The sequence below is a fragment of the Henriciella pelagia genome (assembly GCF_002088945.1).
Taxonomy (GTDB): domain Bacteria; phylum Pseudomonadota; class Alphaproteobacteria; order Caulobacterales; family Hyphomonadaceae; genus Henriciella; species Henriciella pelagia.
The window spans coordinates 283161-306286 of the sequence record NZ_NCSU01000011.1; the positions used below are offsets into that span (position 1 = coordinate 283161).

Here is a 23126-nt window from a genome sequence, read left to right on the forward strand (position 1 = left end):
CATGCTTTCCGATTCCCTTCTTCTCTTTATCGTCCTCGGACCGGGCCTTGCGGCGATCATCGCGGGCCTGTTCCAGAAGCTCGTCACGGATCGTGGCGCGATGATCATCACGACAGGCACGGTCGGCCTCGCCGGCATCCTGTCGATCATCCAGCTTTTCATGTTCGCTTTCGGAGGTCATGGCGCGGTCGAGGCGGTGCACACGGCAGCCCCTGCAGATGGTGGTCATGGCGCAGTTGCTGTTGAAGCCTTCCAGCATGTCATCAAGCTGATGACCTGGATGGATGTGGGCCTGTTCGAAGCCGACTGGGCCATCCGGGTTGATGCGCTCTCCATCGTGATGATGGCTGTGATTACGGGCGTCTCCGGCCTCGTGCATCTCTATTCATGGGGATACATGGCTGAAGACCCGCACCGCGCGCGCTTTTTCTCTTACCTGTCGCTCTTTACCTTCATGATGTTGATGCTGGTGACGGCAGACAATTTCATCCAGCTCTTCTTTGGCTGGGAAGGCGTTGGTCTCGCTTCCTATCTGCTGATCGGCTTCTGGTACCAGAACAAGGCGCCGAACGATGCTGCCATCAAGGCCTTCGTGACCAACCGGGTTGGTGACTTCGGTCTCGCGCTTGGCATCATGGCCGTCTTCCTTGTTTTTGGATCTGTCGAATTCGGGCCGGTGCTTGAGGCTATCAAGTCCAATGCGACGGTGACGCCGCTTGCGCTCGCGTCCGCTGCGCCGGTTCAGGAGCTCGTCATTCCATTCCTCAACTGGGACCTGCCAGCCCTGGAAGTAATTGGTGTCCTGCTGTTCATCGGCGCGATGGGCAAGTCGGCCCAATTCTTCCTTCATGTCTGGCTGCCGGACGCGATGGAAGGCCCGACGCCAGTGTCCGCACTGATTCATGCGGCGACCATGGTGACCGCGGGTGTCTATCTCGTCTGTCTTGTGTCCCCGATCTACGAATACGCACCTGTCGCCGCCGGAATGGTGACAATTATCGGTGCTGTCACCGCACTCTATGCGGCGACGGTCGGCCTTGCGCAGAACGACATCAAGCGTGTCATTGCGTATTCGACCTGTTCGCAGCTCGGCTACATGTTCTTTGCGGCAGGTATTGGTGCCTATCAGGCTGCCATGTTCCACCTGTTCACACACGCCTTCTTCAAGGCACTCCTTTTCCTTGGTGCGGGGTCCGTCATTCACGGCATGCACCATGAGCAGGACATGCGCCGGATGGGCGGGGTCGCGAAGTATATGCCACTGACCTATGCGGCGATGATGATCGGCACCATCGCGATCATCGGCCTCGGCCTTCCGCATTCGCAGTTCGGTTTTGCCGGCTTCTTTTCGAAGGATGCCATTCTTGAAACAGCTTTTGCGGCGAGCGAGAATGGTGTCACCTTCGCGCAGGTCGCTTTCTGGTTCGGTATCCTGGCGGCGCTTCTGACCAGCTTCTATTCATGGCGACTCATCTACATGACGTTTCATGGGCCGCGTGAGGATTCGATGCCTGCGGATGCGCATGAAGCCGACAGCCATGCCGACGACCATCTCGCAACGGATGACCACGCCCATGATGATCACGCTCACGGGCATCACGGTGATCCGCACGAATCGCCAATGGTCATGCTCATACCGCTCGGACTGCTCTCGCTGGGGGCGATCTTTGCTGGTCTGATCTTCTACGGATCGTTTGTCGGCCACCATCAGGCCGACTTCTGGGCCGGAGCAATCTACACGACCCCGTCAAACCATCTGCTGGAAGAGAAGTATGAGGTTCCGGAGTGGGTGTTCTGGGCACCGCTCATCGTGACGGTGACGGGCTTCCTGATTGCGACCTTCACCTATCTGTTCAATCGTGGCTTCGGTGCGAAGATCGCAGCATCCGGCGGTCCCCTGCACAGCCTGTTTGCGAACAAATGGTATTTTGACGAGATCTATAATGCGACGCTCATTCGCGGCTCGCGCATTCTCGGAAACTTCTTCTGGAAAACGGGCGACAAGCAGATCATCGACGGCTTCGGCCCAGATGGTGTGACGTCACTGGTCCGCTGGGGCTCGCGCAGACTGTCTGCGATGCACACCGGCTATCTCTATCACTATGCATTCGTGATCATCGGCGCAGCGCTCGTCTTTGGCGCGGTGATCTTCTGGCGCGTCGGAGGCGCGGGCTGATGGGCAATTTCCCGATTCTGACCGCGGTAACGTTCCTGCCGCTTGCTGGCGCTGTGCTGATCATGCTCGTGCGGGCAATGACGGGTGGGCAGGACAGCGATGCGACGGGCGGCGAAAAATCGCTTGTGGCTGGACTGATCTTCTCGCTCGCGACCTTCCTGGCATCGCTCGTCATGCTGATGAGCTTCGACATGTCCGCACCGGGTTATCAGCTCGTTGAGGAAGTCAGCTGGTTTGCAAACATCCAGTACAAGATGGGCGTCGATGGGATGTCGCTGCTGCTCATCCTGCTCACGACATTCCTGACGCCCATTAGCCTGATTGCGTCCATGGGGTCGGTGAAGGAGCGCCTGACCGAATACACGATCGCATTCCTCGTGCTCGAGACGTTCATGATCGGCGTGTTCTGCGCGCTCGACCTCGTTGTCTTCTACGTTTTCTTTGAAGCTGGCCTGATCCCGATGTTCATCATTATCGGTGTCTGGGGCGGCGTTGACCGCATCTACGCATCGTTCAAATTCTTCCTGTACACGCTTCTTGGCTCTCTTTTCATGCTGGCCGCTGTTGTGTTCATGTATCTGCAGGCCGGAACATCTGACATTGCAGTCCTTGAGACGTTCGCATTCGCGCCCGAAGTCCAGACCTGGCTATGGCTTGCCTTCTTCGCTTCCTTTGCGGTGAAGCTGCCGATGTGGCCGGTTCATACCTGGTTGCCGGACGCGCACGTGCAGGCGCCGACGGCCGGTTCCGTCATCCTGGCGGGGATCCTGCTGAAGATGGGTGGTTATGGCTTCATCCGGTTCTCCCTGCCGATGTTTCCGGATGCGAGTGAACTCTTCCAGCCGATGATGTTTGCTCTGTCGGTCATCGCGATTGTGTACGCTTCGCTCGTCGCGTGGCGCCAGACGGATATGAAAAAGCTGATTGCCTATTCGTCCGTCGCACATATGGGTTTTGTCACGCTTGGCATCTTCTCTTTTACCGAAGTCGGCATGCAGGGTGCGATCTTCCAGATGATCTCCCACGGCCTGATATCAGGTGCACTCTTCCTCATCGTTGGCGTGGTCTATGACCGGATGCACACGCGCGAGATCGCGGCGTATGGCGGGCTGGTCCACAAGATGCCGGTCTATGCGACCATTTTCATGCTGTTCTCCATGGCCAATGTCGGCCTGCCAGGGACAAGCGGGTTCGTCGGTGAAATCCTGACCATGGCAGGCGCCTTCCAGGCGTCGACCTGGGCGGCTGCCGGGGCAGCGCTCGGCGTGATCTTCTCGGCTGTCTACATGCTGACGCTCTATCGTCGAACGGTGTTCGGGCAGATCACTAATCCGGCCCTTGAATCCATCAAGGACGTCAACACCAAGGAGCTGATCTGCCTCGTGCCGCTCGTGATTGGCACGATCCTGCTGGGTGTGGCTCCAAATCTCATTTTCACGATCACGCGCGAGACGAGCCTTCGCGCGCTGCAGATGATCACCGGAGGTTAGTCGCCCATGTTTGATTTCGAGGCGATGATAGCGGCAATCGGGCCGGAATTCTTTCTCGCAGCCGCGGGCCTGACAGGCGTCCTGCTAGGGGCTGTCATGGGGGACCGCTTCAACAGCGTGTCCTTCAAGTTCGGCGCGCTTTCCCTTCTGGTGGCTGCAGCCTTTGTGCTGATGAGCTGGGAAGGCGGAGAAGCGTTTGGCGGCCTCGTTACGACGGGCCCGTTCGTGAATTTCGCAAAGCTGGTCAGCTTTGGCGCCGGCGCCGCGACCTTGCTCATGGGCGAGAACTTCCTGAAGCGGCACGGGACGATCCGTTATGAATATGCGTTGCTGATCATCTTCGCATCGCTTGGCATGGGCATCATCCTGTCCGCGTCGAACCTGATGACACTCTACATGGGCATTGAGACGCTCAGCCTGTCCTCCTACGTGCTGGCATCCTTCCATCGTGATTCGATGCGTTCGGCGGAAGCGGGCCTCAAGTATTTCGTGCTGGGTGCGCTGGCGTCCGGCCTGCTGCTCTACGGCATCTCTCTGGTCTATGGCTTTGCCGGAACAACGAGCTATGAGGGCATTGCAGAAGCCGAGGGCGGCATTGGCCTTCTCTTCGGCATGGTGCTGATGATTTCCGGCCTGGCGTTCAAGGTGTCGGCCGCGCCGATGCATGTGTGGACGCCGGACGTCTATGAGGGGGCTCCGAGCCCGGTTGTCGCCTTCTTCGCGACGGCACCGAAAATGGCCAGCATGGTCGTCTTCGCGAACCTGATGTTCACGGCGTTCCCGACCGTCTTTGAAGACTGGCAGATGATCATCGCCATCATCGCGGCACTGTCCATGCTGATCGGGGCCTTTGGTGCGCTCATCCAGACCAACCTCAAACGCCTGTTGGGCTATTCTTCGATTGCAAACATGGGATATGCGCTGGTCGCGATCGCTGCAGGTGCCCAGTATGGCGCGGCGGCGCTCCTCGTCTTCATGACGAGCTATGTCATCGCTTCGATTGGTCTTTTCGGCGGCGTGCTGGCCATGCGCCGCGAAGGCGGCATGGTAGAAAGCATCGATGAGCTTGCGGGCCTTGTCCGGCGACGTGCCGGTCTTGCCATTGCGCTGACGGTGCTGGTGATCTCGGTGGCGGGTTTCCCGCTGGCCGTCGGCTTTCTTGGCAAGCTGTTGATCTTTGAAGCCGGCTGGAATGCAGGGCTTCTGCCGCTGCTGATCATCCTGGTGATCAGCTCGGTCATTGCATTCGGTTATTATCTCCGGATCATTCTGATCATGTGGGTGAGAGAACCTGCCGAGAAGTTCCAGCCCATCGACACCACGGTCACTCTGTCGATCTATGCTGCAGCGGCGGCGTGTATCGCGCTCTTCATCTTCATCGCGCCCTTTACCGACTGGGCGACTGCGGTGACAGCCGGGTTCGCTCAGTGAGGCCAGATACGCCGGTTCAGTGGCACGCTTCTATCGACAGCACCAATGAAGAGGCGCGCCGTCTTGCGCAGGCTGGCCATTACGGACCGCTGTGGATCGCAGCGCGGGAACAGACAGCCGGTCGTGGCCGTCTGGGGCGTCAGTGGGCCTCGCCAACAGGAAACCTTTATTGTACCGCGCTTTTCCTGGAGCCAGGCGGCATAGGCGTCGCGACGCGGCTTCCGTTTGCCGCAGGGCTGGCTATCGCAGACGTCTGTGCGGTTGTTGCGCCGAAAGCGCCGGTAAGGTTGAAATGGCCGAATGACGTTCGCGTCGATGGCGCGAAGCTTTGCGGAATCCTCATTGAGGCTGGTGCCGGCCCGGGCGGTACATCCTGGATAGCTGCGGGAATGGGCACGAATGTCCAGACGGCTCCTGAAAGCGTCGGCCAGCTCGCAACCTGTCTTCAAAACCTCGCACCCGGAACACCTGTCGATGCCGACATGGTGATGGAAGCTATTCGCCCGGCCTTTGCGAAACGCGTTGCGCAAGCGCGCGACGATTTTCCAGGATTGCTGAGGCAGTGGGAAGCGCGGGCAGAAGGACTAGGCGAGACCGTCCGCATCGGGAAGGAAGAGCCTGCGCTCACCGGACGATTTGTTGGCCTGGAGCCAGATGGTGGATTGCGACTGGAATTGCCCAATGGTTCTGTTCGGATAATCAGGGCAGGCGATGTGGAACTCGTCAGAGAGGTGAGCTGAGATGCTGTTGGCAATCGATATCGGCAATACCAATACGGTGTTTGCCCTCCATGATGGCAAGGAATGGGTCGCCATGTGGCGCAGCGCAACCGACCCTCGCAAGACGGCGGACGACTATGTGGTGTGGCTCGGCCCCCTCATGGATATGCGCAAGGTGTCCCTCTACGACATTGATGCGTGCGTGATTTCGTGCGTGGTGCCGCAAGCCCTGTTCAACTTCCGAAACCTCGCTCGCCGGTATTTTGGTGTGGAGCCGCTGGTCGTTGGCGAGGCGGGTGTGGAATTGGGTGTTCCGATCCGCATTGCGCGGCCTGAACAGGTCGGAGCCGACCGCCTGGTCGCAGCAATCGGAGCCCATGTCGCCTATCCTGGCGCCTTGATCGTGATCGATAGCGGAACGGCGACAACGCTGGACATTGTCGGGCCTGATGGCGGGTTTGAGGGGGGGATCATCAGCCCGGGCATCAACCTTTCAATGCGTGCATTGCATGACGCCGCGGCCCAGCTGCCGCGGATTGCGATCCAGCGACCTGAGAAAGTCATTGGCGATTCCACCGTAGCTGCGATGCAGTCTGGTGTCTTCTGGGGGTATATTGATCTCATTGACGGGCTTGTGCGCCGGGTCAAGGACGAGTACGGCCAGCCGATGACGGTGATCGCAACGGGCGGCGTCGCGTCCCTGTTCGAGGGGGCGAGCGCCACGATTGACCACTATGACCAGACGCTGATGGAATCGGGGCTTCTGGAAATCTTCAGACGCAACCAAAAAGGCTGACATGCCCAATCTCGACACGCCCGAACTCGTTTTCCTGCCGCTTGGCGGTTGCGGCGAGATCGGGATGAATTTGAACGCATATGGCTACGGGCCTGCTGACGACCGGAGATGGATACTCGTCGATCTGGGAGTGACCTTTGGTGACGATACGACGCCGGGTATTGATCTCATCTGCGCCGATCCTGAATTCATTACAGAATATGCAGACCAGATCGAAGCTATCTTCCTGACGCATGCGCATGAGGACCATATCGGAGCAGTGGGCCTGCTTTGGCCACGACTGCGCGCGCCGCTGTATGCGACGCCTTTCACTGCCCACCTCGTTGCCGGAAGGCTGGCGGAGCGCGGTCTGTCGCACGTCGATGTGAATGTCGTTCCGCTTGAAGGCAGTGTCGAGGCTGGTCCGTTTGAAGTGACCTATGTGACGCTGACGCACTCGATACCCGAGCCGAATGCGCTGGCTATCAAGACGCCGGCGGGCACCATACTTCATACAGGCGACTGGAAGATCGACCCTGACCCGCTGATTGGCGAAGGGGTCGACGTCGATGCGCTCAAGCGCCTTGGGGATGAAGGCGTCCTCGCAATGGTGTGCGACAGCACCAACGTTTTCGTTGAAGGTGAAAGTGGGTCTGAAGCGACGGTCCGTCGTAATCTCATCAAGTTGATAGGCTCCCTTTCGGGGCGCGTTGCCGTGGCGACGTTTGCGTCGAATGTAGCGCGTGTGGCGACCGTTATCGAGGCGGCTCGCCTCTCAGGCCGCAGCGTATGCCTTGCTGGCAGAAGCATGCACAAGATCGTGGACGCGGCCGTGTCGACACGCGTCCTCACCGAATTGCCAGACCTTGTAGATGAGGCTGATGCCGGAAGCTTTCCGCCGGACAAGATTCTCTATCTTTGCACGGGCAGCCAGGGCGAAGAACGCGCGGCGCTCGGCAGGATTGCCAGTGACACGCACCGCCACATCAGCCTTGGTGCGGGCGATACCGTGATATTTTCGTCGCGCGTCATACCTGGCAATGAGAAGGGGATCTTCGAGCTTCAGAACACGCTGGCGGAAAAGGGCGTGCGGATCATCACTGACAAGATGAGCAAGGAGCCGATCCATGTGTCCGGTCACCCTGCACGTGACGAGCTGGAGCGCATGTATCAGTGGGTCAGGCCGCGCGTGTCCGTTCCGGTTCATGGCGAGCGACGTCACATCATGGAGCACGCGACCTTTGCGAAATCATTGCAGGTTGCGGATGCGGTGACCCCGCGCAATGGCGATCTGATCCGCCTGGCACCGGGCAAGGTTGAAGTGATTGATGTCGTTCCAAACGGGCGGCTGCATCTCGATGGCAACAGGCTTGTTCCAGCCGGGTCCGAAGGATTGAGAGAACGCGTCGCCATCTCTAAATATGGATATGTCACGGCCAGCGTATCGATTGACGAAGATGGCAGTATTGCAGATGGCCCCTACGTGTCCGCACGCGGTCTGTCTGAGGAAGATGGCAGCCTTGCTGACGAGTCGCTCGATGCGGTGGAAGCGGCTTGCGACGAGGCGCTGGACGGTTTGTCACGTCGCAAACGCCTTGACGACGAGGTGGTTGAGACCCTTCTGGTAAGGGCAATTCGTCGGACCTGTGAACGCGTGTTCGGAAGAAAGCCGCTGGTCGACGTCACGATAATGAGAGTGTGAGGAACCCCATGTCGAAACCATTTACAATTGGCCCGCTGAACCATGTCGGTGTGGCTGTGCCGTCACTGCCGGATGCGATCGAGACCTATCGCGCGCTCTATGGCGCAACAGACATCACCGAGCCGTTCGACATGCCGGCGCAGGGGGTGAAAGTCTGCTTCGTCAATCTTCCGAACAGCCAGATCGAATTGATCGAGCCGCTCAGCGAAGAGAGCCCGATCTGGAACTTTGTGCAGAAGAACCCGAAAGGTGGCCAGCACCATGTCTGTTTCGAGGTCGACGATATCCATGACGCGGTGTCGGTCATGAAGGAACGGGGTGCAACGGTGCTAGGTGAGCCGCGCATCGGTGCCCATGGCACGCCTATCATTTTTGTGCATCCGAAGAATTCGAACGGTGTCCTGATCGAGCTTATGGAAACGCCCAAAGGGGATCACTGATGAACCTTGTCGGCGGCGTCGTCATTTTCATCATCTCCTGGTGGATGTGCTTGTTTGCCGTCCTGCCGATCGGCGTGAGGGGACAGTTTGAGGATGGCGAAGTTGTCGAGGGGACCGAAGAAGGCGCTCCAACGCATCACATGATGCCGAAGAAGCTCGTCTGGGCGACAATTGGGGCTGCCATCTGTACGGTGGTTGCGGGACTGATCATCACCCCGCTCCTGCAGGCTTATGGTGGCTAAAAGGGAGGGCGGAGAGACGCCTATTTGCATCAAGCCACTAGCCAATAAGTTCACACCCAAATAACAAGGCCGCGTAACGAAATCTGATTGATTGCGACCATTATGCGCCTGTCCCGCTACTTCCTTCCCGTATCCAAAGATGTTCCCGCTGATGCAGCGATTGTTTCCCACCAGCTGATGCTGCGGACCGGCATGGTTCGTCAGAATGGTGCGGGCATCTACACTTGGCTGCCGCTGGGGTTCAAAGTCCTGCAGAAGATTGAGCAGATTGTTCGCGAGGAAATGGACCGTGCCGGTGCCATCGAATTGCTGATGCCGACCATCCAGCAGGCTGAACTCTGGGAGGAGAGTGGGCGCTATGACGATTATGGCAAAGAGATGCTGCGCATCACCGACCGCCATGATCGTGAAATGTTGTTCGGGCCGACGAATGAAGAACTGATCACCGACGTATTCCGGGCTTATGTGAAAAGTTACAAGGCATTGCCGCTGAACCTCTACCACACGCAATGGAAGTTCCGTGACGAGATCCGTCCACGTTTTGGCGTGATGCGGGGCCGCGAGTTCCTGATGAAGGATGCGTATTCGTTTGACCTGACCGAAGAAGCGGCGCGGGCGAGCTATAACCGCATGTTCTGCGCCTATCTCAACGCGTTTGACCGGATGGGGCTGAAAGCGGTTCCGATGCAGGCCGATACCGGGCCGATTGGAGGTGACCTCAGCCACGAATTCATCGTGCTTGCCGATACGGGTGAGAGCGCTGTTTTCTGCGACCGGGACCTGCTCGACATGGGTGCGCCGGGTCTTGATCTGGATTTCGAAGCTGACCTCACTGGCGAAGTGGAAAAGCGGACCAGCCTCTACGCAGCGACGGAAGAAATGCATGACGAAGCCGCATTTGCTGCCGTGCCGAGTGACCGCCAGGTTTCCGCGAGAGGCATCGAAGTTGGTCATATTTTCTTCTTCGGCACCAAGTATTCCAAGCCTATGAACGCAATGGTGCAGACGGCTGATGGTACCAATGTGCCTGTCCAGATGGGCAGCTATGGCATCGGCGTGTCACGTCTTGTTGGCGGAATTATCGAGGCCTGCCATGACGAAAATGGCATTGTCTGGCCGAAAGCGGTTTCGCCGTTCGATGTTGGCCTGATTTCCATGCGCCCGAAAGACGAGGCGGTGTCGACGGCAGCTGATGACGCCTATGCGGCGCTCACCCATGCCGGCCTGGACGTGCTTTACGATGAAACAGATGAGCGCCCAGGGTCCAAATTTAACCGCATGGACCTGATCGGTCTGCCCTGGCAGATTGTTATCGGGCCCCGCGGTGTTGAAGCCGGTCAGGTCGAGCTCAAGCATCGCAAGAGCGGTGAAAAATTCGATGTGACGCTGGAAGATGCCATTGCGAAAGTGAAGGCCGACTAATGGCGAAGTCAGCCCCATTTGGCGAGGTTGAGCGCGCGCTTGCCTGGCGCTACTTGCGCGCCAAACGCCAGAATGGCGGCGTTTCGCTGATCTCGATCATCTCCTTCTTCGGAATCATGCTGGCGGTGACGGCGCTGATCGTGATCATGTCCGTCATGGCCGGGTTTCGTTCGACGCTGCTGAACGCCTTGCTGGGCGGGCAGGGGCACGTGTTCGTGACGGTCGATGGCTACCCGGAAGACAATGTGCTGGACCTGACGCAGCAGGTCCTGGAAGTGCCCGGCATCAAGAGTGCATCGCCCATTATCGAGCAGCAGGTACTTGCGACGAGTGAGTATGCCCGCACGGGCGCTGTCGTGCGCGGCGTCCGCTCTGAGGATCTCGACAATCTGCCATATCTGAAAGCTGGTCGCTCCACGGCAGATGCGGCTGGTTTCGGGGAAGGGCGCAATGGCGGCGATATTGTGCTGATCGGCGCATTCCTCGCATCGGACCTTGGTATTCGGCCGGGTGACCAGATCAAGCTGATTGCGCCTGAAGGCGTGTCCGGACCATTCGGCGTCACCCCGCGCAGCAAGTCCTATACCGTTGGCGACGTTTTCACGACGGGGAGTGTCGAACTCGACAAGCTCTACGTATTGATGCCGATGCAGCAGGCGCAGCTCTTCTTTAACAAGCGCGGCGAGTATCAGCTTCTTGATGTCCGTCTCGATGATCCGATGAAGGCGGATCAGGCAAAGCGGGACATCACGGCTAAAATCGGCCAGAACTTCTATTTGCAGGACTGGAAACAGCAGCGGGCCGGTTATCTCAATGCCCTGAATGTCGAGCGTGGCATGATGCGGATGATCATGCTCATCCTGATCACCATTACGGCGCTCAATATCGTGACCGGCGTTGTCATGCTCGTGAAGAACAAGACCGGTGACATTGCCATCCTGCGGACGATTGGCGCGACGCGCGGCGCGATCATGCGGACTTTCATCATGATCGGCGCGATCCTTGGCCTCACAGGCGCGCTGATTGGCCTGATCCTTGGCATTACCATTGTCCTCAATATCGGGGCGGTCGAAGCACTGCTTAACTTCCTCATTCCAGGGCAAGGCGAGATCTTCGATGCCGAAACCTATGGCCTGCAGGGATTGCCGGCAGAACTTGATTGGGGGGAAGCATTGTTCACAACCCTCTGGGCGATGAGCATGTCTGTCCTGGTGACCATCTGGCCCGCCTGGTCGGCTGCACGCCTCGACCCTGTAGAAGCGCTGAGGTTCGAATAGTGGAAACGCCTGTTCTGGAACTTCGGGGGATCGTGCGGGAGTACAAGAGCGGCCCCACCGTTCTGAAAGTGCTCGACGGCACGGATCTGACGCTAAACCGGGGCGAGCTGGTGGGGCTCGTCGGGCCGTCCGGCTCCGGCAAGTCGACGCTGTTGCATACGGCAGGCCTGCTCGAACGGGCCGAAGGCGGCGAGGTTCTACTCGATGGCGAAGAAGTGCTGAAGCTTTCGGATTCGGTGCGCACGCGTCTTCGCCGCGAGAAGCTTGGCTTCGTGTACCAGTTCCATCACCTGCTGCCGGAGTTCAATGCGCTCGATAATGTGGCGATGCCGCTGATGGTAAACGGGGTAAAGCGCAAAGCGGCGAGAGAGAAAGCGCGCTCCATGCTGGCCGAAATGGGGCTCGCGGAACGCGCCACTCATCAGCCCGGACAACTGTCTGGAGGCGAACAGCAGCGCGTTGCGATTTCGCGGGCGCTTGCGAATGATCCGAAGCTTGTCATTGCTGATGAGCCGACAGGTAATCTCGACCCGGCGACGACGGACCGGGTGTTCGCCAGCCTGATCAAGATTGCGCGGAGCGAAGGCGCAGCTGTTCTTGTCGCGACGCACAATATGGCGCTGACACGCCATATGGACAGGGTGCTGACACTGCAGGACGGGAAACTCACAACCTTTACCGGCTGACGCCTTCGGTTCTGGTGCGAGACGCGTCATGATAGATTGAGCGTCTGGAGCTGCCCCTTGTCTGATTCGTTGTTTATCCATCTTGCCGTTCGCACGAGCTATTCCCTGCTCGAAAGCATGCTGACGCCGAAAGCGCTTCAGAAATGGGCGGAAGAAAATTTTATTCCGGCCGTGGCGGTGACGGACAGGAACAATTTGTTCGGCGCGCTGGAGATTTCCGAAACCCTGTCTGGCGCAGGCGTGCAGCCCATCATGGCGTGCTGTTTCGATGTGACGGACGGCGCGCACCAGGAGTGGATCACGCAGGTCTCGCTCTACGCGCAGAATGAGGCGGGCTTCCAGCGGCTGATGGAGCTGTCTTCGCTGGCATACCTCGAAGCCGAAGATGGTGTTGCGCGCCTGAAACGCGAGCACCTGTTTGAAAAGACCGATGGCCTTATCCTGCTGACGGGTGGATCGAAAGGTGAGGCAGCGCAGTACATCCTCAAGGGCAAGCAAAGCGAGGCGGAAGCGACTCTGGCGGACTTTGCAAAGGCCTATCCGGGGCGTTGCTATGTCGAGCTGACCCGCCATGGCGAAGCGGATGAGGCGAATAGCGAGCCCGGCCTTATTGAGGCAGCTTACAAGCTGGGCCTGCCGCTCGTGGCAACGCATGATGTGCGTTTCATGAAGCCGGGCGATGCCAAGGCGCACGATGCGCTGATGTGTATCTCAAATGGCGAGTATCTGGGACAGGATGATCGAAAGCGCGTCTCGCCTGAGCAGTACCTCAAGACCTCTGCGCAGATGGTCGAACTGTTCAGCGACCTGCCGGAGGCGATTGCCTCAACTGTCGAGATCGCCCAGCGCTGTGGTGTACGCGCGACGAAGCGTAGCCCGATCCTGCCGAATTTCGGCGATGGCACGCGCTCCGAGATTGATGAACTTAAATTGCAGGCGCGTGAAGGTCTCGACAAACGCCTGTCCGAAGCACCCAAATTGTATGCTGAGCGCAGTGTGTACGAAGAACGGCTCGAATATGAGCTGGGCATTATCGAGAAGATGGGCTTTCCCGGCTACTTCCTGATCGTTGCCGACTTTATCAAATGGGCGAAGGACAATGACATCCCGGTCGGGCCGGGCCGTGGTTCCGGTGCGGGTTCGGTTGTTGCCTGGGTTCTGACGATTACGGACCTTGATCCGCTTCGGTTTGACCTTCTCTTTGAGCGCTTCCTGAACCCGGAACGGGTCTCGATGCCCGACTTCGATATCGACTTCTGTCAGGAGCGGCGCGGCGAGGTCATCCGCTATGTGCGCGACAAGTACGGCGCCGATAGTGTGGCTGCGATCATTACCTTCGGTACATTGCAGGCAAAGGCTGTGGTGCGGGATGTGGGCCGCGTCATGCAGATGCCGTATGGCCAGGTCGACCGTCTGGCAAAGCTCATCCCTTTCAATCCGGCCAATCCGCCGAAACTGCAGGAAGCGATCGACGAGGAACCGAAGTTCCAGGACGAGATCGCACAGGACCCGCGGGTGGGCGAATTGCTGGAAACAGCGTTGGCGCTTGAGGGGCTCTATCGGAACGCGGGTACGCACGCGGCGGGTGTCGTGATTGGTGACCGGCCCCTGACAGAGCTCGTGCCGCTTTACAATGACCCGCGGTCCGACCTTCCGGCGACGCAGTTCAACATGAAATGGGCCGAGTCTGCAGGTCTCGTGAAGTTCGACTTCCTGGGGCTGAAGACGCTGACCGTCATTGATCGCGCGCTGAAATTCATTCGCCGCGATGGGCGTGATGTCGGCCCGGAATGGGACTCGCTCGATGATCAGGCCACTTATGACCTGATGGCCAGCGGCGATACGCTGGGTGTCTTCCAGCTGGAAGGCCAGGGTATGCGCGACACGCTGCGCAAGGTGCGTCCGGGCAATCTTGAAGACGTGATTGCGATTATCTCGCTCTACCGGCCGGGTCCAATGGATAACATTCCGACCTATGTCGCCGGTAAGGAGGATCCCAAGAACGTTCGCTACCAGCACCCGGACCTGGAACCTATTCTGGAAGCCACGTACGGCGTGCCGGTCTATCAGGAGCAAGTGATGCGGATGGCGCAGGAGATCGCCGGCTATTCGCTGGGCGAGGCTGACCTTCTGCGGCGGGCCATGGGCAAGAAAAAGGTCGAGGAAATGGTCGCGCAGCGGGCGCGGTTCCTTAAAGGTGCGAAAGAGCTGAAAGGCATAGAGGCACCGCTTGCCAATGAAATCTTCGATACGATGGAGAAGTTTGCGGGCTATGGTTTCAACAAGTCCCACGCTGCAGCGTATGCGCTGATTGGCTACCAGACCGCCTATCTCAAATGCCACTTTCCCGTCGAGTTTCTTGCCGCATCCATGAGCCTTGACCTGCACAATACCGACAAGCTCGCGGCCTTCGTGCAGGAGGCGCGCCGCCTGAACGTTCCGGTCATCCAGCCGGACGTCAACCGGTCCACCGCTGACTTCGATGTCGAGGAGGGGGCTCTGGTTTATGCGCTCGGTGCGTTGAAAGGGGTGGGTCTTGAGGCGATGCGTCATGTCGAGGCTGAACGGGAAGCATCCGGTCCATTCAGGTCGCTCCACGATTTTGCCGAACGCGTCGATCCGAAATCTGTGAACAAGAAGTGTTTCGAACAGCTTTCGCGGGCTGGCGGGTTTGATTCACTGGAGCCGAACCGGGCAAGTGCGCTGGCCGCTGCGCCGTTGCTGGCTGCAACCGCTGTTTCAGCCGCTGAAGACCGCGCAGGCGGGCAGGGGGGGCTGTTTGGTGATGCTGAACCCGCCATTCGAGCGACACTGCCACAGACCCCTGCCTGGAACGGCCAGCAAAAGCTCGATGAGGAATTTGCCGCCGTCGGATTTTATCTCAGCGGGCACCCGCTCGACGATGTGCTTGAGAGCCTTGAGGAGGGGCGGATCACACTGTCCGCCAATATCGCCGACGTGGCGATGGACGGACGCCCGCTGGAACTGATTGGTGTCGTCCGGCGGCGGGTCGAGAAACTGTCCCGCTCGGGCGGCAAGTTTGCCTTCCTGACGCTCTCCGACCCGACTGGCGAAGTCGAACTCATGGTGATGCCGGAAGTTCTGGAGACTTACCGGGATATGCTGTCGCCCGGAAGCAGTGTGTGCATGACCGTCAATGTGAGGCGACAGGAGGAAGAAATTCGCCTGTCTGCCAAGACCGTCAAGCCAATTGAGAAAGCGCGCATCGGCAAGAAAGCCAAGGCGCTGCTTGTGCGCCTGTCGCGCGGGGCGAACTATCATGAGCTTGCCGCGGTGGCCAAAAGGCTCGAGACGGCGCCCGGTGCAGACCGCGGTGACATCTTCTTCGAAATCCCGCTGGAAGACGGCAGGCTTGTGATGATGAAACTGCCGGAAACCTATGCGACGGGCCTGGAGGCGCTTCGGGCGCTCAAGATGGCGTCGGGCGTCACGAGAGTGGACACCAGAGCAGCCTGAACAAGCACGGTTGCCAAGTGTGCTGAACTTTGTATAAGCCAGCCGCACAACCCCCGATGCGCGGACTATCCGGTGTTGGTCTCTATGGTTTGAGACCGATAGTGTCCGTGCCGGTCAACCGGAAAAGGAAAATTAGACATGGCTCTTCCCGAGTTCACGATGCGTCAGCTGCTTGAGGCTGGCGTCCACTTCGGTCACCAAACCCACCGCTGGAACCCGAAGATGAAGCAATTCATCTATGGCGACCGTGCCGGCATCCACATCATGGACCTGTCCAAGACGGTCCCGCTGCTGCACCAGGCACTCGTCCAGGTTCGCGACACGGTTGCAAAGGGTGGCCGCGTTCTCTTCGTTGGCACCAAGCGTCAGGCTGCACAGCCGATCGCCGAGGCTTCCCAGCGTTGCGCACAATATTACATGAACCATCGCTGGCTTGGCGGCACGCTGACCAACTGGGCGACGGTTTCCAAGTCGATCAAGCGCCTGCGCGAACTCGATGAACTTCTCTCTGACCGTGATGCATCCGGCCTCACCAAGAAAGAGCTGCTCAATATCGAGCGCGAGCGCGACAAGCTTCAACGTGCCCTCGGTGGTATCGCCAATATGGGCGGCCTTCCGAGCCTCATGTTCGTCATCGACACCAACAAGGAGTCGATCGCGATCAAGGAAGCCAAGAAGCTTGGTATCCCTGTCGTCGCCGTTATCGACACCAATTGCGACCCCGACGATGTCGACTTCCCGTTCCCGGGCAATGATGATGCTGCGCGTTCGATCGCGCTTTACTGTAACCTCGTTGCTGATGCCGTGATCGATGGCCTGGCCGAATCTTCTGCTGGCCTCGGCATTGACCTGGGCGAATCCGAAGATGTCGACCTGCTCGCTGAAGCTGACGTGGCCGTCGCAGACGAAGCTGCGGCAGACGCCGGTGAAGAAGAAGCCAAAGCTGAAAGCTAAACTCAAACACTTCTAGAAGGAATCTTCGAGATGGCACAGATTACCGCCGCTCTGGTCAAGGACCTGCGCGACCGCACAGGCGCGGGCATGATGGACGCAAAGAAGGCGCTCGTCGAAAATGATGGCGACATGGAAGCGGCTGTCGACTGGCTCCGCGCCAAAGGCCTCTCCAAAGCTGCCAAGAAATCGGGCCGGGCTGCGGCTGACGGTCTCGTCGCGGCTGTCGTTTCCGATGACGGAAAGTCCGGTGTTCTGGTCGAGCTGAACGCTGAAACGGACTTCGTTGCCCGCAACGAGAAGTTCCAGACCGCGCTGAAGCAGATTGCCGGCGTCGCGATGTCGACCGACGGTTCGGTGGAAGCGGTTGCGAACGCGCCTTCACCAGCCGGTGACGGCACGGTTGGCGACATGATTACCGCCCTGGTCGCGACCATTGGCGAGAACATGACGTTGCGCCGTACCGCCAAGATCGACGCGCCGAATGGCCAGGTTGCTGCTTATGTGCACAGCGCTGAAGCTGAAAACATGGGCAAGATTGGCGTGCTCGTCGCTCTTGAAGGCGCCGATGCTGCCAAGACCGCCGAAGCAGGCCGCAAGGTTGCGATGCACGTCGCAGCGACCAGCCCGGCATCTGCTACGGTTGCAGACCTCGATCCGGAACTCGTCGAACGCGAGCGTCAGGTTCTCACGGACCAGGCCCGTGAAAGCGGCAAGCCGGACAATGTCATCGAGAAGATGATCGAAGGCCGTCTGCAAAAGTTCTACAAGGAAGTTGTTCTGGTGGAGCAGCCCTTCGTGATGAACCCTGACCAGACCGTTGGCAAATATATCGAGGAGCAAGGCTCGAAACTGATTGGGTTTGTTATCTTCAAGCTCGGCGAAGGTGTCGAAAAGGCTGAAGACAACTTCGCTGCAGAAGTGGCCTCCATGACATCGGGCTCCTAAGCCTCCGAATTTGCACCCAAAAAGAGCCCGGCTGCCCATGACAGGCAGCCGGGAATCCTTTACCAGCAAACCGGCTCAGGAGAATGAAATGGCCTCTAATAGTGAACCCGCAGACGATCTCGTTTATAAACGCGTTCTCCTGAAACTGTCGGGTGAGGCTTTGATGGGGCCGTCCGAGTTCGGTATCGACATGCCGACCTGCCTTGGTTTCGCTGAAGAAATAGCCACAGCGCTCCAAGCGACGGGCGTCGAGCTCTGTCTCGTCATCGGTGGCGGAAACATCTTTCGCGGGTTGGCGGGCGCTGCGAACGGCATGGAGCGCGCCCAGGCTGATTCGATGGGAATGCTGGCGACGGTCATGAATGCGCTCGCCATGCAAAGCGCCCTCGAACAGATCGGCGTCCCGACCCGGGTTCAGTCAGCCATCCCTATGAACACTGTGTGTGAACCCTATATTCGCAGACGCGCCATTCGCCATATGGAAAAGGGCAGGGTCGTTATTTTTGCGGCAGGCACTGGCAACCCATATTTCACGACCGACACCGGCGCAGCGCTGCGAGCCGCCGAGATGAATTGCGACGCGATGTTCAAGGGCACGCAGGTCGATGGCGTCTATTCGGCAGACCCGAAGAAGGATGCCAATGCAGAACGTTACGACCAGCTTGGCTATCAGGAAGTGCTGGCGAGGGACCTGCGCGTCATGGATGCGTCGGCCGTGAGCCTCATGCGTGACACAAATATTCCGATTGTTGTGTTTTCGCTCCATAATAAGGGCGCGCTTCAGGATGTGTTGACCGGCAAAGGAACATCGACGGTCATTTCGTAACATGCGAGAGTAAAGACATGAGTTTGAACAAAAAAGATCTGGAGCGCCGCATGGACGGCGCCATTACATCGCTTCAATCTGACCTTGCGGGCCTTCGAACCGGTCGTGCATCGGTCAATCTCCTCGATTCTGTCACTGTATCGGCCTACGGCTCGGAAGTGCCGCTGAACCAGGTTGGCTCAGTCTCGGTATTGGATGCGCGGACCATAGCAGTGAATATCTGGGATAAATCGGTCGTGGGTGCGGCGGACAAGGCGATCCGTGAATCCGGTCTTGGTCTGAACCCGGTCACCGATGGCACGAATCTGAGAATTCCAATTCCGGTTCTGAATGAAGAGCGCCGGATTGAATTGACCAAGGTCGCCGGCAAGTATGCCGAGCAGGCCCGTGTTGCGATCCGGAATGTGCGCCGGGATGGCATGGATGAGATCAAGAAGTCCGAAAAGGACGGTGAAATCAGTGAAGATGCTGCGCGCGGTCTGTCTGAGGACGTTCAGAAGCTCACCGATGCCCATATCGCGCGCGTCGATGAGGTGTTGAAAAACAAAGAAGCGGAGATCATGCAGGTTTGACGACAGGTTCGGCCTCATCTCACGGGCTTGCAAGCCAGCCATCAGGACCGTCGGACCTGCCCCGTCATATCGGTATTATCATGGATGGGAACGGTCGCTGGGCGACCGGCCATGGTATGCCGCGCGCGATCGGTCATGAGCGCGGCGTCGAAGCCCTTCGGCGCACTGTCAAAGCCGCGCAGAAGCTCGGGCTGGAATTCCTGACCGTCTATTCCTTTTCGACTGAGAACTGGCGTCGGCCTGTATCTGAGGTGAGTGCGCTCTTTGCGCTCTTGAAAACGTTCGTAAAGCAGGACCTTGAACGTCTGAAACGTGAAGGTGTGCGCATATCGGTTTTCGGGACGCGCGAGGGATTGCCGGAGGATATTCTCGCGCTGCTGGACAAGGCCGTGAGCGAAACAGCTCACAACTCAGCGTTCAACCTCGGCATTGCTTTCAATTATGGTGGCCGCGAAGAGATTGCTCGTGCTGCGCGACGGTTGGCATTGGATGTTGCCGACGGCAAGCTGCAGGCAGACGACATTGACGAAGCGACCATCGGGCGCGCGCTCGATACACACGCGTTTCCCGATCCGGATGTAATCATCCGCACGGGCGAGGAACACAGGCTGAGCAATTTCCTGATCTGGCAGGCCGCCTATTCGGAACTTATCTTCCTGAATGTGCTGTGGCCGGATTTCGGTGAGCTCGACCTCATCCGTGCGATACAAACGTTCGCTTCTCGCGAGCGACGGTTTGGTGGTCTTAAATCAGGAGCAGCTTGACATGGTTGCGTCCGCGCCAGCGAGCCATAAGAGCCGGGAGCTGGTCCTTCGGCTGATATCAGCGGCTGTGCTCATTCCGTTCGCCTTGCTTGTCGTTTCCCAGGGCGGGCCGATTCTGGGCTGGGCGTGCGCGGTGTTTGCTGCGGTTATGGGGTATGAATGGGCCCGCATGACGGCTTCGCCGATCATGCCGCTGCATGCCGTGTTTTCCGCGCTTCCACTCATTGCCGCAATCTTTTTCAAGATTGAGGTCGCGCTGCTGACTTTGGGGCTGTGCGCGGTTATTGTCGGCGCCTTCCATCCATCAGGGCCTCGAGAAAAACTCATCAGCGGATTTGGGCTGATCTACGCGTCCGGCCTGCCGCTCGGCCTGTTTCTGTTGCGTTCCGGTGACTGGGACGGACAGGCCGCCGCGCTCATCCTTATGGGCACGGTGTGGGCTTCTGACTCGGGCGCGTATTTCGCTGGTCGAGGGTTTGGGGGCCCACCGCTCTCGCCGAAGGATTCGCCTTCCAAAACATGGAGCGGAGCGTTTGGCGCCCTGTTGTGCAGTGCGCTGTGTGGCCTTATTGCCGCAGGCCTTCTCGACGCATCCCGTCTTCCCTGGCTGTTCGCCGGCATCGCGATCTCAATTGCGGCGCAGTGGGGCGACCTTTTTGAATCCTCTCTGAAGCGCCGATTTGGCGTAAAGGACACAAGCGGCTTCGTACCCGGTCATGGCGGCGTCATGGACCGGGTGGACGGTCTTGGAATGGCCTGCATCGCCGCCGTCCTCGTATTGACGTTTGCTTCCGGCGCGCCGGAACTTCTTGGACTGAAGGCCTGATATGGCCAAGCGGTTGACCATCATGGGGGCGACAGGTTCGGTCGGGCGTTCTGCTCTTTCCGTCGTCGCGCACGCAAATGCCAGCGAAGATGAGCCGGCATTCGTAGTCGAGGCGTTGAGCGCGAACACTGATGCAGACGGTCTGGCGAATCTTGCCATCAAGCACGGCGCGCGCTGCGCTGCGATTGCCGACCCCGCAAAATATGCTGAGCTGAAAGAACGGCTGGCTGGAACGGGCATTGCAGCAATGGCAGGGTCCGATGCTCTGATTGAGTTAGCGCAGACGCCGGTTGATCGCGTGGTCGCTGCCATCGTCGGCATTGCCGGCCTGCAGTCGACTTATTCTGCCGTTGCTGCTGGAAATAGCGTGGCGCTTGCGAACAAGGAGAGCATGGTTTGCGCCGGTCCGCTTCTGAAACAGCTCTCGCGGAAGACGGGAGCAGCCATCGTCCCGACCGATTCTGAGCACAATGCGATGTTCCAGGTTCTGGAGCGCCCTGAAGATGTCGAGCGCCTGATCCTGACGGCGTCCGGTGGCCCGTTTCTCGATACGCCGCTTTCCAAGCTCGCCCATGTCACGCCGGACGAAGCCTGCGCGCATCCAAACTGGTCAATGGGGCGCAAGATATCGGTCGACAGCGCGACCTTCATGAACAAGGCGCTGGAACTGATCGAAGCGGCCTACCTTTTTGAGTTTCCGGAAGACCGCATCGATGTGCTGGTGCATCCACAGTCCATCATTCATTCGCTTGTCGCATATCGAGACGGCTCAACGCTGGCCCAGCTAGGGACGCCGGATATGCAAACGCCGATTGCGCATGCATTGAGCTGGCCGGACCGCCGCACGCAAACCAGTGTCAAACGCCTGAACCTGCTGGATTTCCAGCAGCTAAGCTTCCTTCCGGTTGACCATGAGCGCTTCCCGGCCATTGGGCTTGCCCGCCAGGCCCTGGCGGAGGGACCTTCCGCCAGCGTCATCATGAACTGTGCGAATGAAGTAGCGGTTGCTGCTTTTCTTGCGGGCCAATGCCGGTTCAGCGACATAAGCTTGATCGTCGAAAAGGCACTTGGTCTGGATATTGCGCAGGCCTCGCGAGCAGGCGAAGAGCTCAGCCTGTCCGATGTCATTGCGCTGGACCAGGAAGGCCGGCATCGGTGTGTTGAATTGATCGCGGGACTGGGCGCCCGTTCAAGGAGCGAAGCGCAATGATGGAAGTGTTAAGTCAGGGCCCGATTTTCCTGATCAGCCTGATTTTCATGATGGGCATTGTTGTTGTCGTTCATGAATACGGGCACTATCTGGCCGGCCGTTTCTATGGCGCTGCAGCAGAATCCTTTTCGGTCGGCTTCGGCAAGCCGATCTTCGAGCGCAAGGACAAGCGCGGGACGCGCTGGCGCATAAACTGGATCCCGCTTGGCGGATTTGTGAAATTTGTGGGCGAGAGCCAGCTGCCCGGTGATGTCGGCAAGCTCGAGCAGGGCCCGGTTGGGAAACCGTTTCACGAAGTCGGCGTCTGGGGCCGTACGGTCATTGCCGCTGCCGGGCCTGTTGCGAACTTTCTTCTGGCATCGCTGATCTTTGCGCTCTTCTTCTGGTTCAACGGTACCTATGAGACACGCGTTGGTGTGGGAAACGTCGTTGAGGGCGGGGCCGCCTCTGAGGCCGGAATCGAGGCTGGCGATATCTTTGTGTCTCTCGACGGCAAGGAGATCACCGGTCCCGGGCAGTTGCAGATGATTGTGTCGATGTCGAGCGGCACCGCGCTTGACGCCATTGTGGAGCGAGGGGGCGAGACGGTGGAACTTACTGTGACGCCTCAGCGCCAGTTGCGTGAGAACAGTGTCGGCCAGATGCAGCAGCTCGGTACAATCGGAGTCTCCCTGCATCAGGTCTCCGACGAAGCCCACCATATTACCTACAATCCTGTCGAAGCGATTGGCAAAGGCGGCGAGCAGACCTGGTCGACGCTGGTGATGACCACCGACATGATTGGCAGGATGATCACGGGCAAGGAGGCGCTGAGCTCCTTGAGCGGTCCGGTCGCCATCGGCGATGTCAGCCGCAGGATCGTCAACCAGACCATGGCAAATGAGAGAATCCCCTTCTGGCAACGGGTGGAGTCGCTGTTCTGGAGCATGATGACGATCTGCGCGGCGGTCTCTGTAGGAATCGGTTTCTTTAATTTACTTCCATTTCCTGTTCTCGATGGTGGCCACATCGTTTTCAATTGCTATGAAGCCATAGTCGGAAAACCTCTTCCGGCGCGTATCCAGGAGGGTGCTCTGATGGCAGGAATGGTCTTATTGCTGGGAATGTTCGTGTTTATCACGTGGGGCGATGTACTGGAAACAGGACTGTTCAACCCCGCCCAAGGCTGATAGCCGATCTTCAAAGTAAATCG

General features: G+C 58.7%; 20 protein-coding genes. All 20 read left to right on the top strand.

Translation table 11 applies throughout. The annotated features are described in order from the left end of the window. Position 1: 1 nt before the first annotated feature. The 20 genes from nuoL to B8746_RS10995 all read left to right on the top strand — a co-directional run bounded on the left by nuoL (position 2) and on the right by B8746_RS10995 (position 23103). Positions 2-2176: an NADH-quinone oxidoreductase subunit L gene (gene nuoL / locus B8746_RS10900; RefSeq protein WP_084393708.1), complete on the top strand. Its 2175-nt coding sequence runs from the start codon at positions 2-4 to the stop codon at positions 2174-2176. Beyond that, on the top strand, positions 2176-3666 hold the full coding sequence (locus B8746_RS10905; protein WP_084393709.1) for an NADH-quinone oxidoreductase subunit M: 1491 nt from the start codon (positions 2176-2178) through the stop codon (positions 3664-3666). Before nuoL ends, B8746_RS10905 begins: the two co-directional genes overlap by 1 nt. A 6-nt stretch (positions 3667-3672) precedes the next feature. Beyond that, positions 3673-5097, top strand: coding sequence for an NADH-quinone oxidoreductase subunit N (locus B8746_RS10910; RefSeq protein WP_084393710.1), 1425 nt, complete (start codon positions 3673-3675; stop codon positions 5095-5097). Then, positions 5094-5837, top strand: a complete 744-nt coding sequence (locus tag B8746_RS10915; protein WP_158084604.1) for a biotin--[acetyl-CoA-carboxylase] ligase — start codon at positions 5094-5096, stop codon at positions 5835-5837. Before B8746_RS10910 ends, B8746_RS10915 begins: the two co-directional genes overlap by 4 nt. Before the next feature lies 1 nt (position 5838). After that, the gene (locus B8746_RS10920) at positions 5839-6612 is read left to right on the top strand and encodes a type III pantothenate kinase (RefSeq protein ID WP_084393712.1); all 774 of its coding nucleotides are present in this window, start codon (positions 5839-5841) and stop codon (positions 6610-6612) included. Position 6613: 1 nt separating this feature from the next. Further along, a complete protein-coding gene (locus B8746_RS10925; RefSeq protein WP_084393713.1) occupies positions 6614-8293 on the top strand; it encodes a ribonuclease J in 1680 nt (559 codons plus the stop codon). Between the two features lie 8 nt (positions 8294-8301). Next, positions 8302-8733, top strand: coding sequence for a methylmalonyl-CoA epimerase (gene mce / locus B8746_RS10930; RefSeq protein WP_084393714.1), 432 nt, complete (start codon positions 8302-8304; stop codon positions 8731-8733). After that, positions 8733-8975, top strand: coding sequence for a DUF1467 family protein (locus B8746_RS10935; RefSeq protein WP_084393715.1), 243 nt, complete (start codon positions 8733-8735; stop codon positions 8973-8975). The genes mce and B8746_RS10935 overlap by 1 nt, the downstream gene beginning before the upstream one ends. A gap of 102 nt (positions 8976-9077) precedes the next feature. After that, positions 9078-10397: a proline--tRNA ligase gene (gene proS, locus B8746_RS10940; RefSeq protein ID WP_084393716.1), complete on the top strand. Its 1320-nt coding sequence runs from the start codon at positions 9078-9080 to the stop codon at positions 10395-10397. After that, positions 10397-11674, top strand: a complete 1278-nt coding sequence (locus tag B8746_RS10945) for a lipoprotein-releasing ABC transporter permease subunit (protein ID WP_084393717.1) — start codon at positions 10397-10399, stop codon at positions 11672-11674. The genes proS and B8746_RS10945 overlap by 1 nt, the downstream gene beginning before the upstream one ends. Next, positions 11671-12360: an ABC transporter ATP-binding protein gene (locus B8746_RS10950; RefSeq protein WP_084394213.1), complete on the top strand. Its 690-nt coding sequence runs from the start codon at positions 11671-11673 to the stop codon at positions 12358-12360. The genes B8746_RS10945 and B8746_RS10950 overlap by 4 nt, the downstream gene beginning before the upstream one ends. Positions 12361-12417: 57 nt before the next feature. Beyond that, positions 12418-15837: a DNA polymerase III subunit alpha gene (gene dnaE, locus B8746_RS10955; protein WP_084393718.1), complete on the top strand. Its 3420-nt coding sequence runs from the start codon at positions 12418-12420 to the stop codon at positions 15835-15837. Positions 15838-15975: 138 nt separating this feature from the next. Continuing rightward, on the top strand, positions 15976-16791 hold the full coding sequence (gene rpsB / locus B8746_RS10960) for a 30S ribosomal protein S2 (RefSeq protein WP_084393719.1): 816 nt from the start codon (positions 15976-15978) through the stop codon (positions 16789-16791). A gap of 30 nt (positions 16792-16821) precedes the next feature. Further along, complete coding sequence (gene tsf / locus B8746_RS10965) at positions 16822-17736, top strand: translation elongation factor Ts (RefSeq protein WP_084393720.1); 915 nt, start codon at positions 16822-16824, stop codon at positions 17734-17736. 88 nt (positions 17737-17824) lie between these two features. Then, a complete protein-coding gene (pyrH, locus tag B8746_RS10970; RefSeq protein WP_084394214.1) occupies positions 17825-18562 on the top strand; it encodes a UMP kinase in 738 nt (245 codons plus the stop codon). A gap of 17 nt (positions 18563-18579) precedes the next feature. Then, complete coding sequence (gene frr / locus B8746_RS10975) at positions 18580-19134, top strand: ribosome recycling factor (protein ID WP_084393721.1); 555 nt, start codon at positions 18580-18582, stop codon at positions 19132-19134. Beyond that, complete coding sequence (locus tag B8746_RS10980) at positions 19131-19898, top strand: isoprenyl transferase (RefSeq protein ID WP_084393722.1); 768 nt, start codon at positions 19131-19133, stop codon at positions 19896-19898. Before frr ends, B8746_RS10980 begins: the two co-directional genes overlap by 4 nt. Position 19899: 1 nt before the next feature. Continuing rightward, positions 19900-20724 carry a phosphatidate cytidylyltransferase gene (locus B8746_RS10985; protein WP_158084605.1) on the top strand — a complete coding sequence of 275 codons (825 nt, stop codon included), beginning with the start codon at positions 19900-19902 and terminating at the stop codon, positions 20722-20724. Between the two features lies 1 nt (position 20725). Continuing rightward, positions 20726-21934, top strand: a complete 1209-nt coding sequence (gene dxr, locus B8746_RS10990; protein ID WP_084393724.1) for a 1-deoxy-D-xylulose-5-phosphate reductoisomerase — start codon at positions 20726-20728, stop codon at positions 21932-21934. Continuing rightward, positions 21931-23103 (top strand): M50 family metallopeptidase, encoded by a 1173-nt coding sequence (locus tag B8746_RS10995; RefSeq protein ID WP_084393725.1) that lies wholly within the window; start codon positions 21931-21933, stop codon positions 23101-23103. The genes dxr and B8746_RS10995 overlap by 4 nt, the downstream gene beginning before the upstream one ends. The last annotated feature ends 23 nt before the right edge of the window (positions 23104-23126 follow it).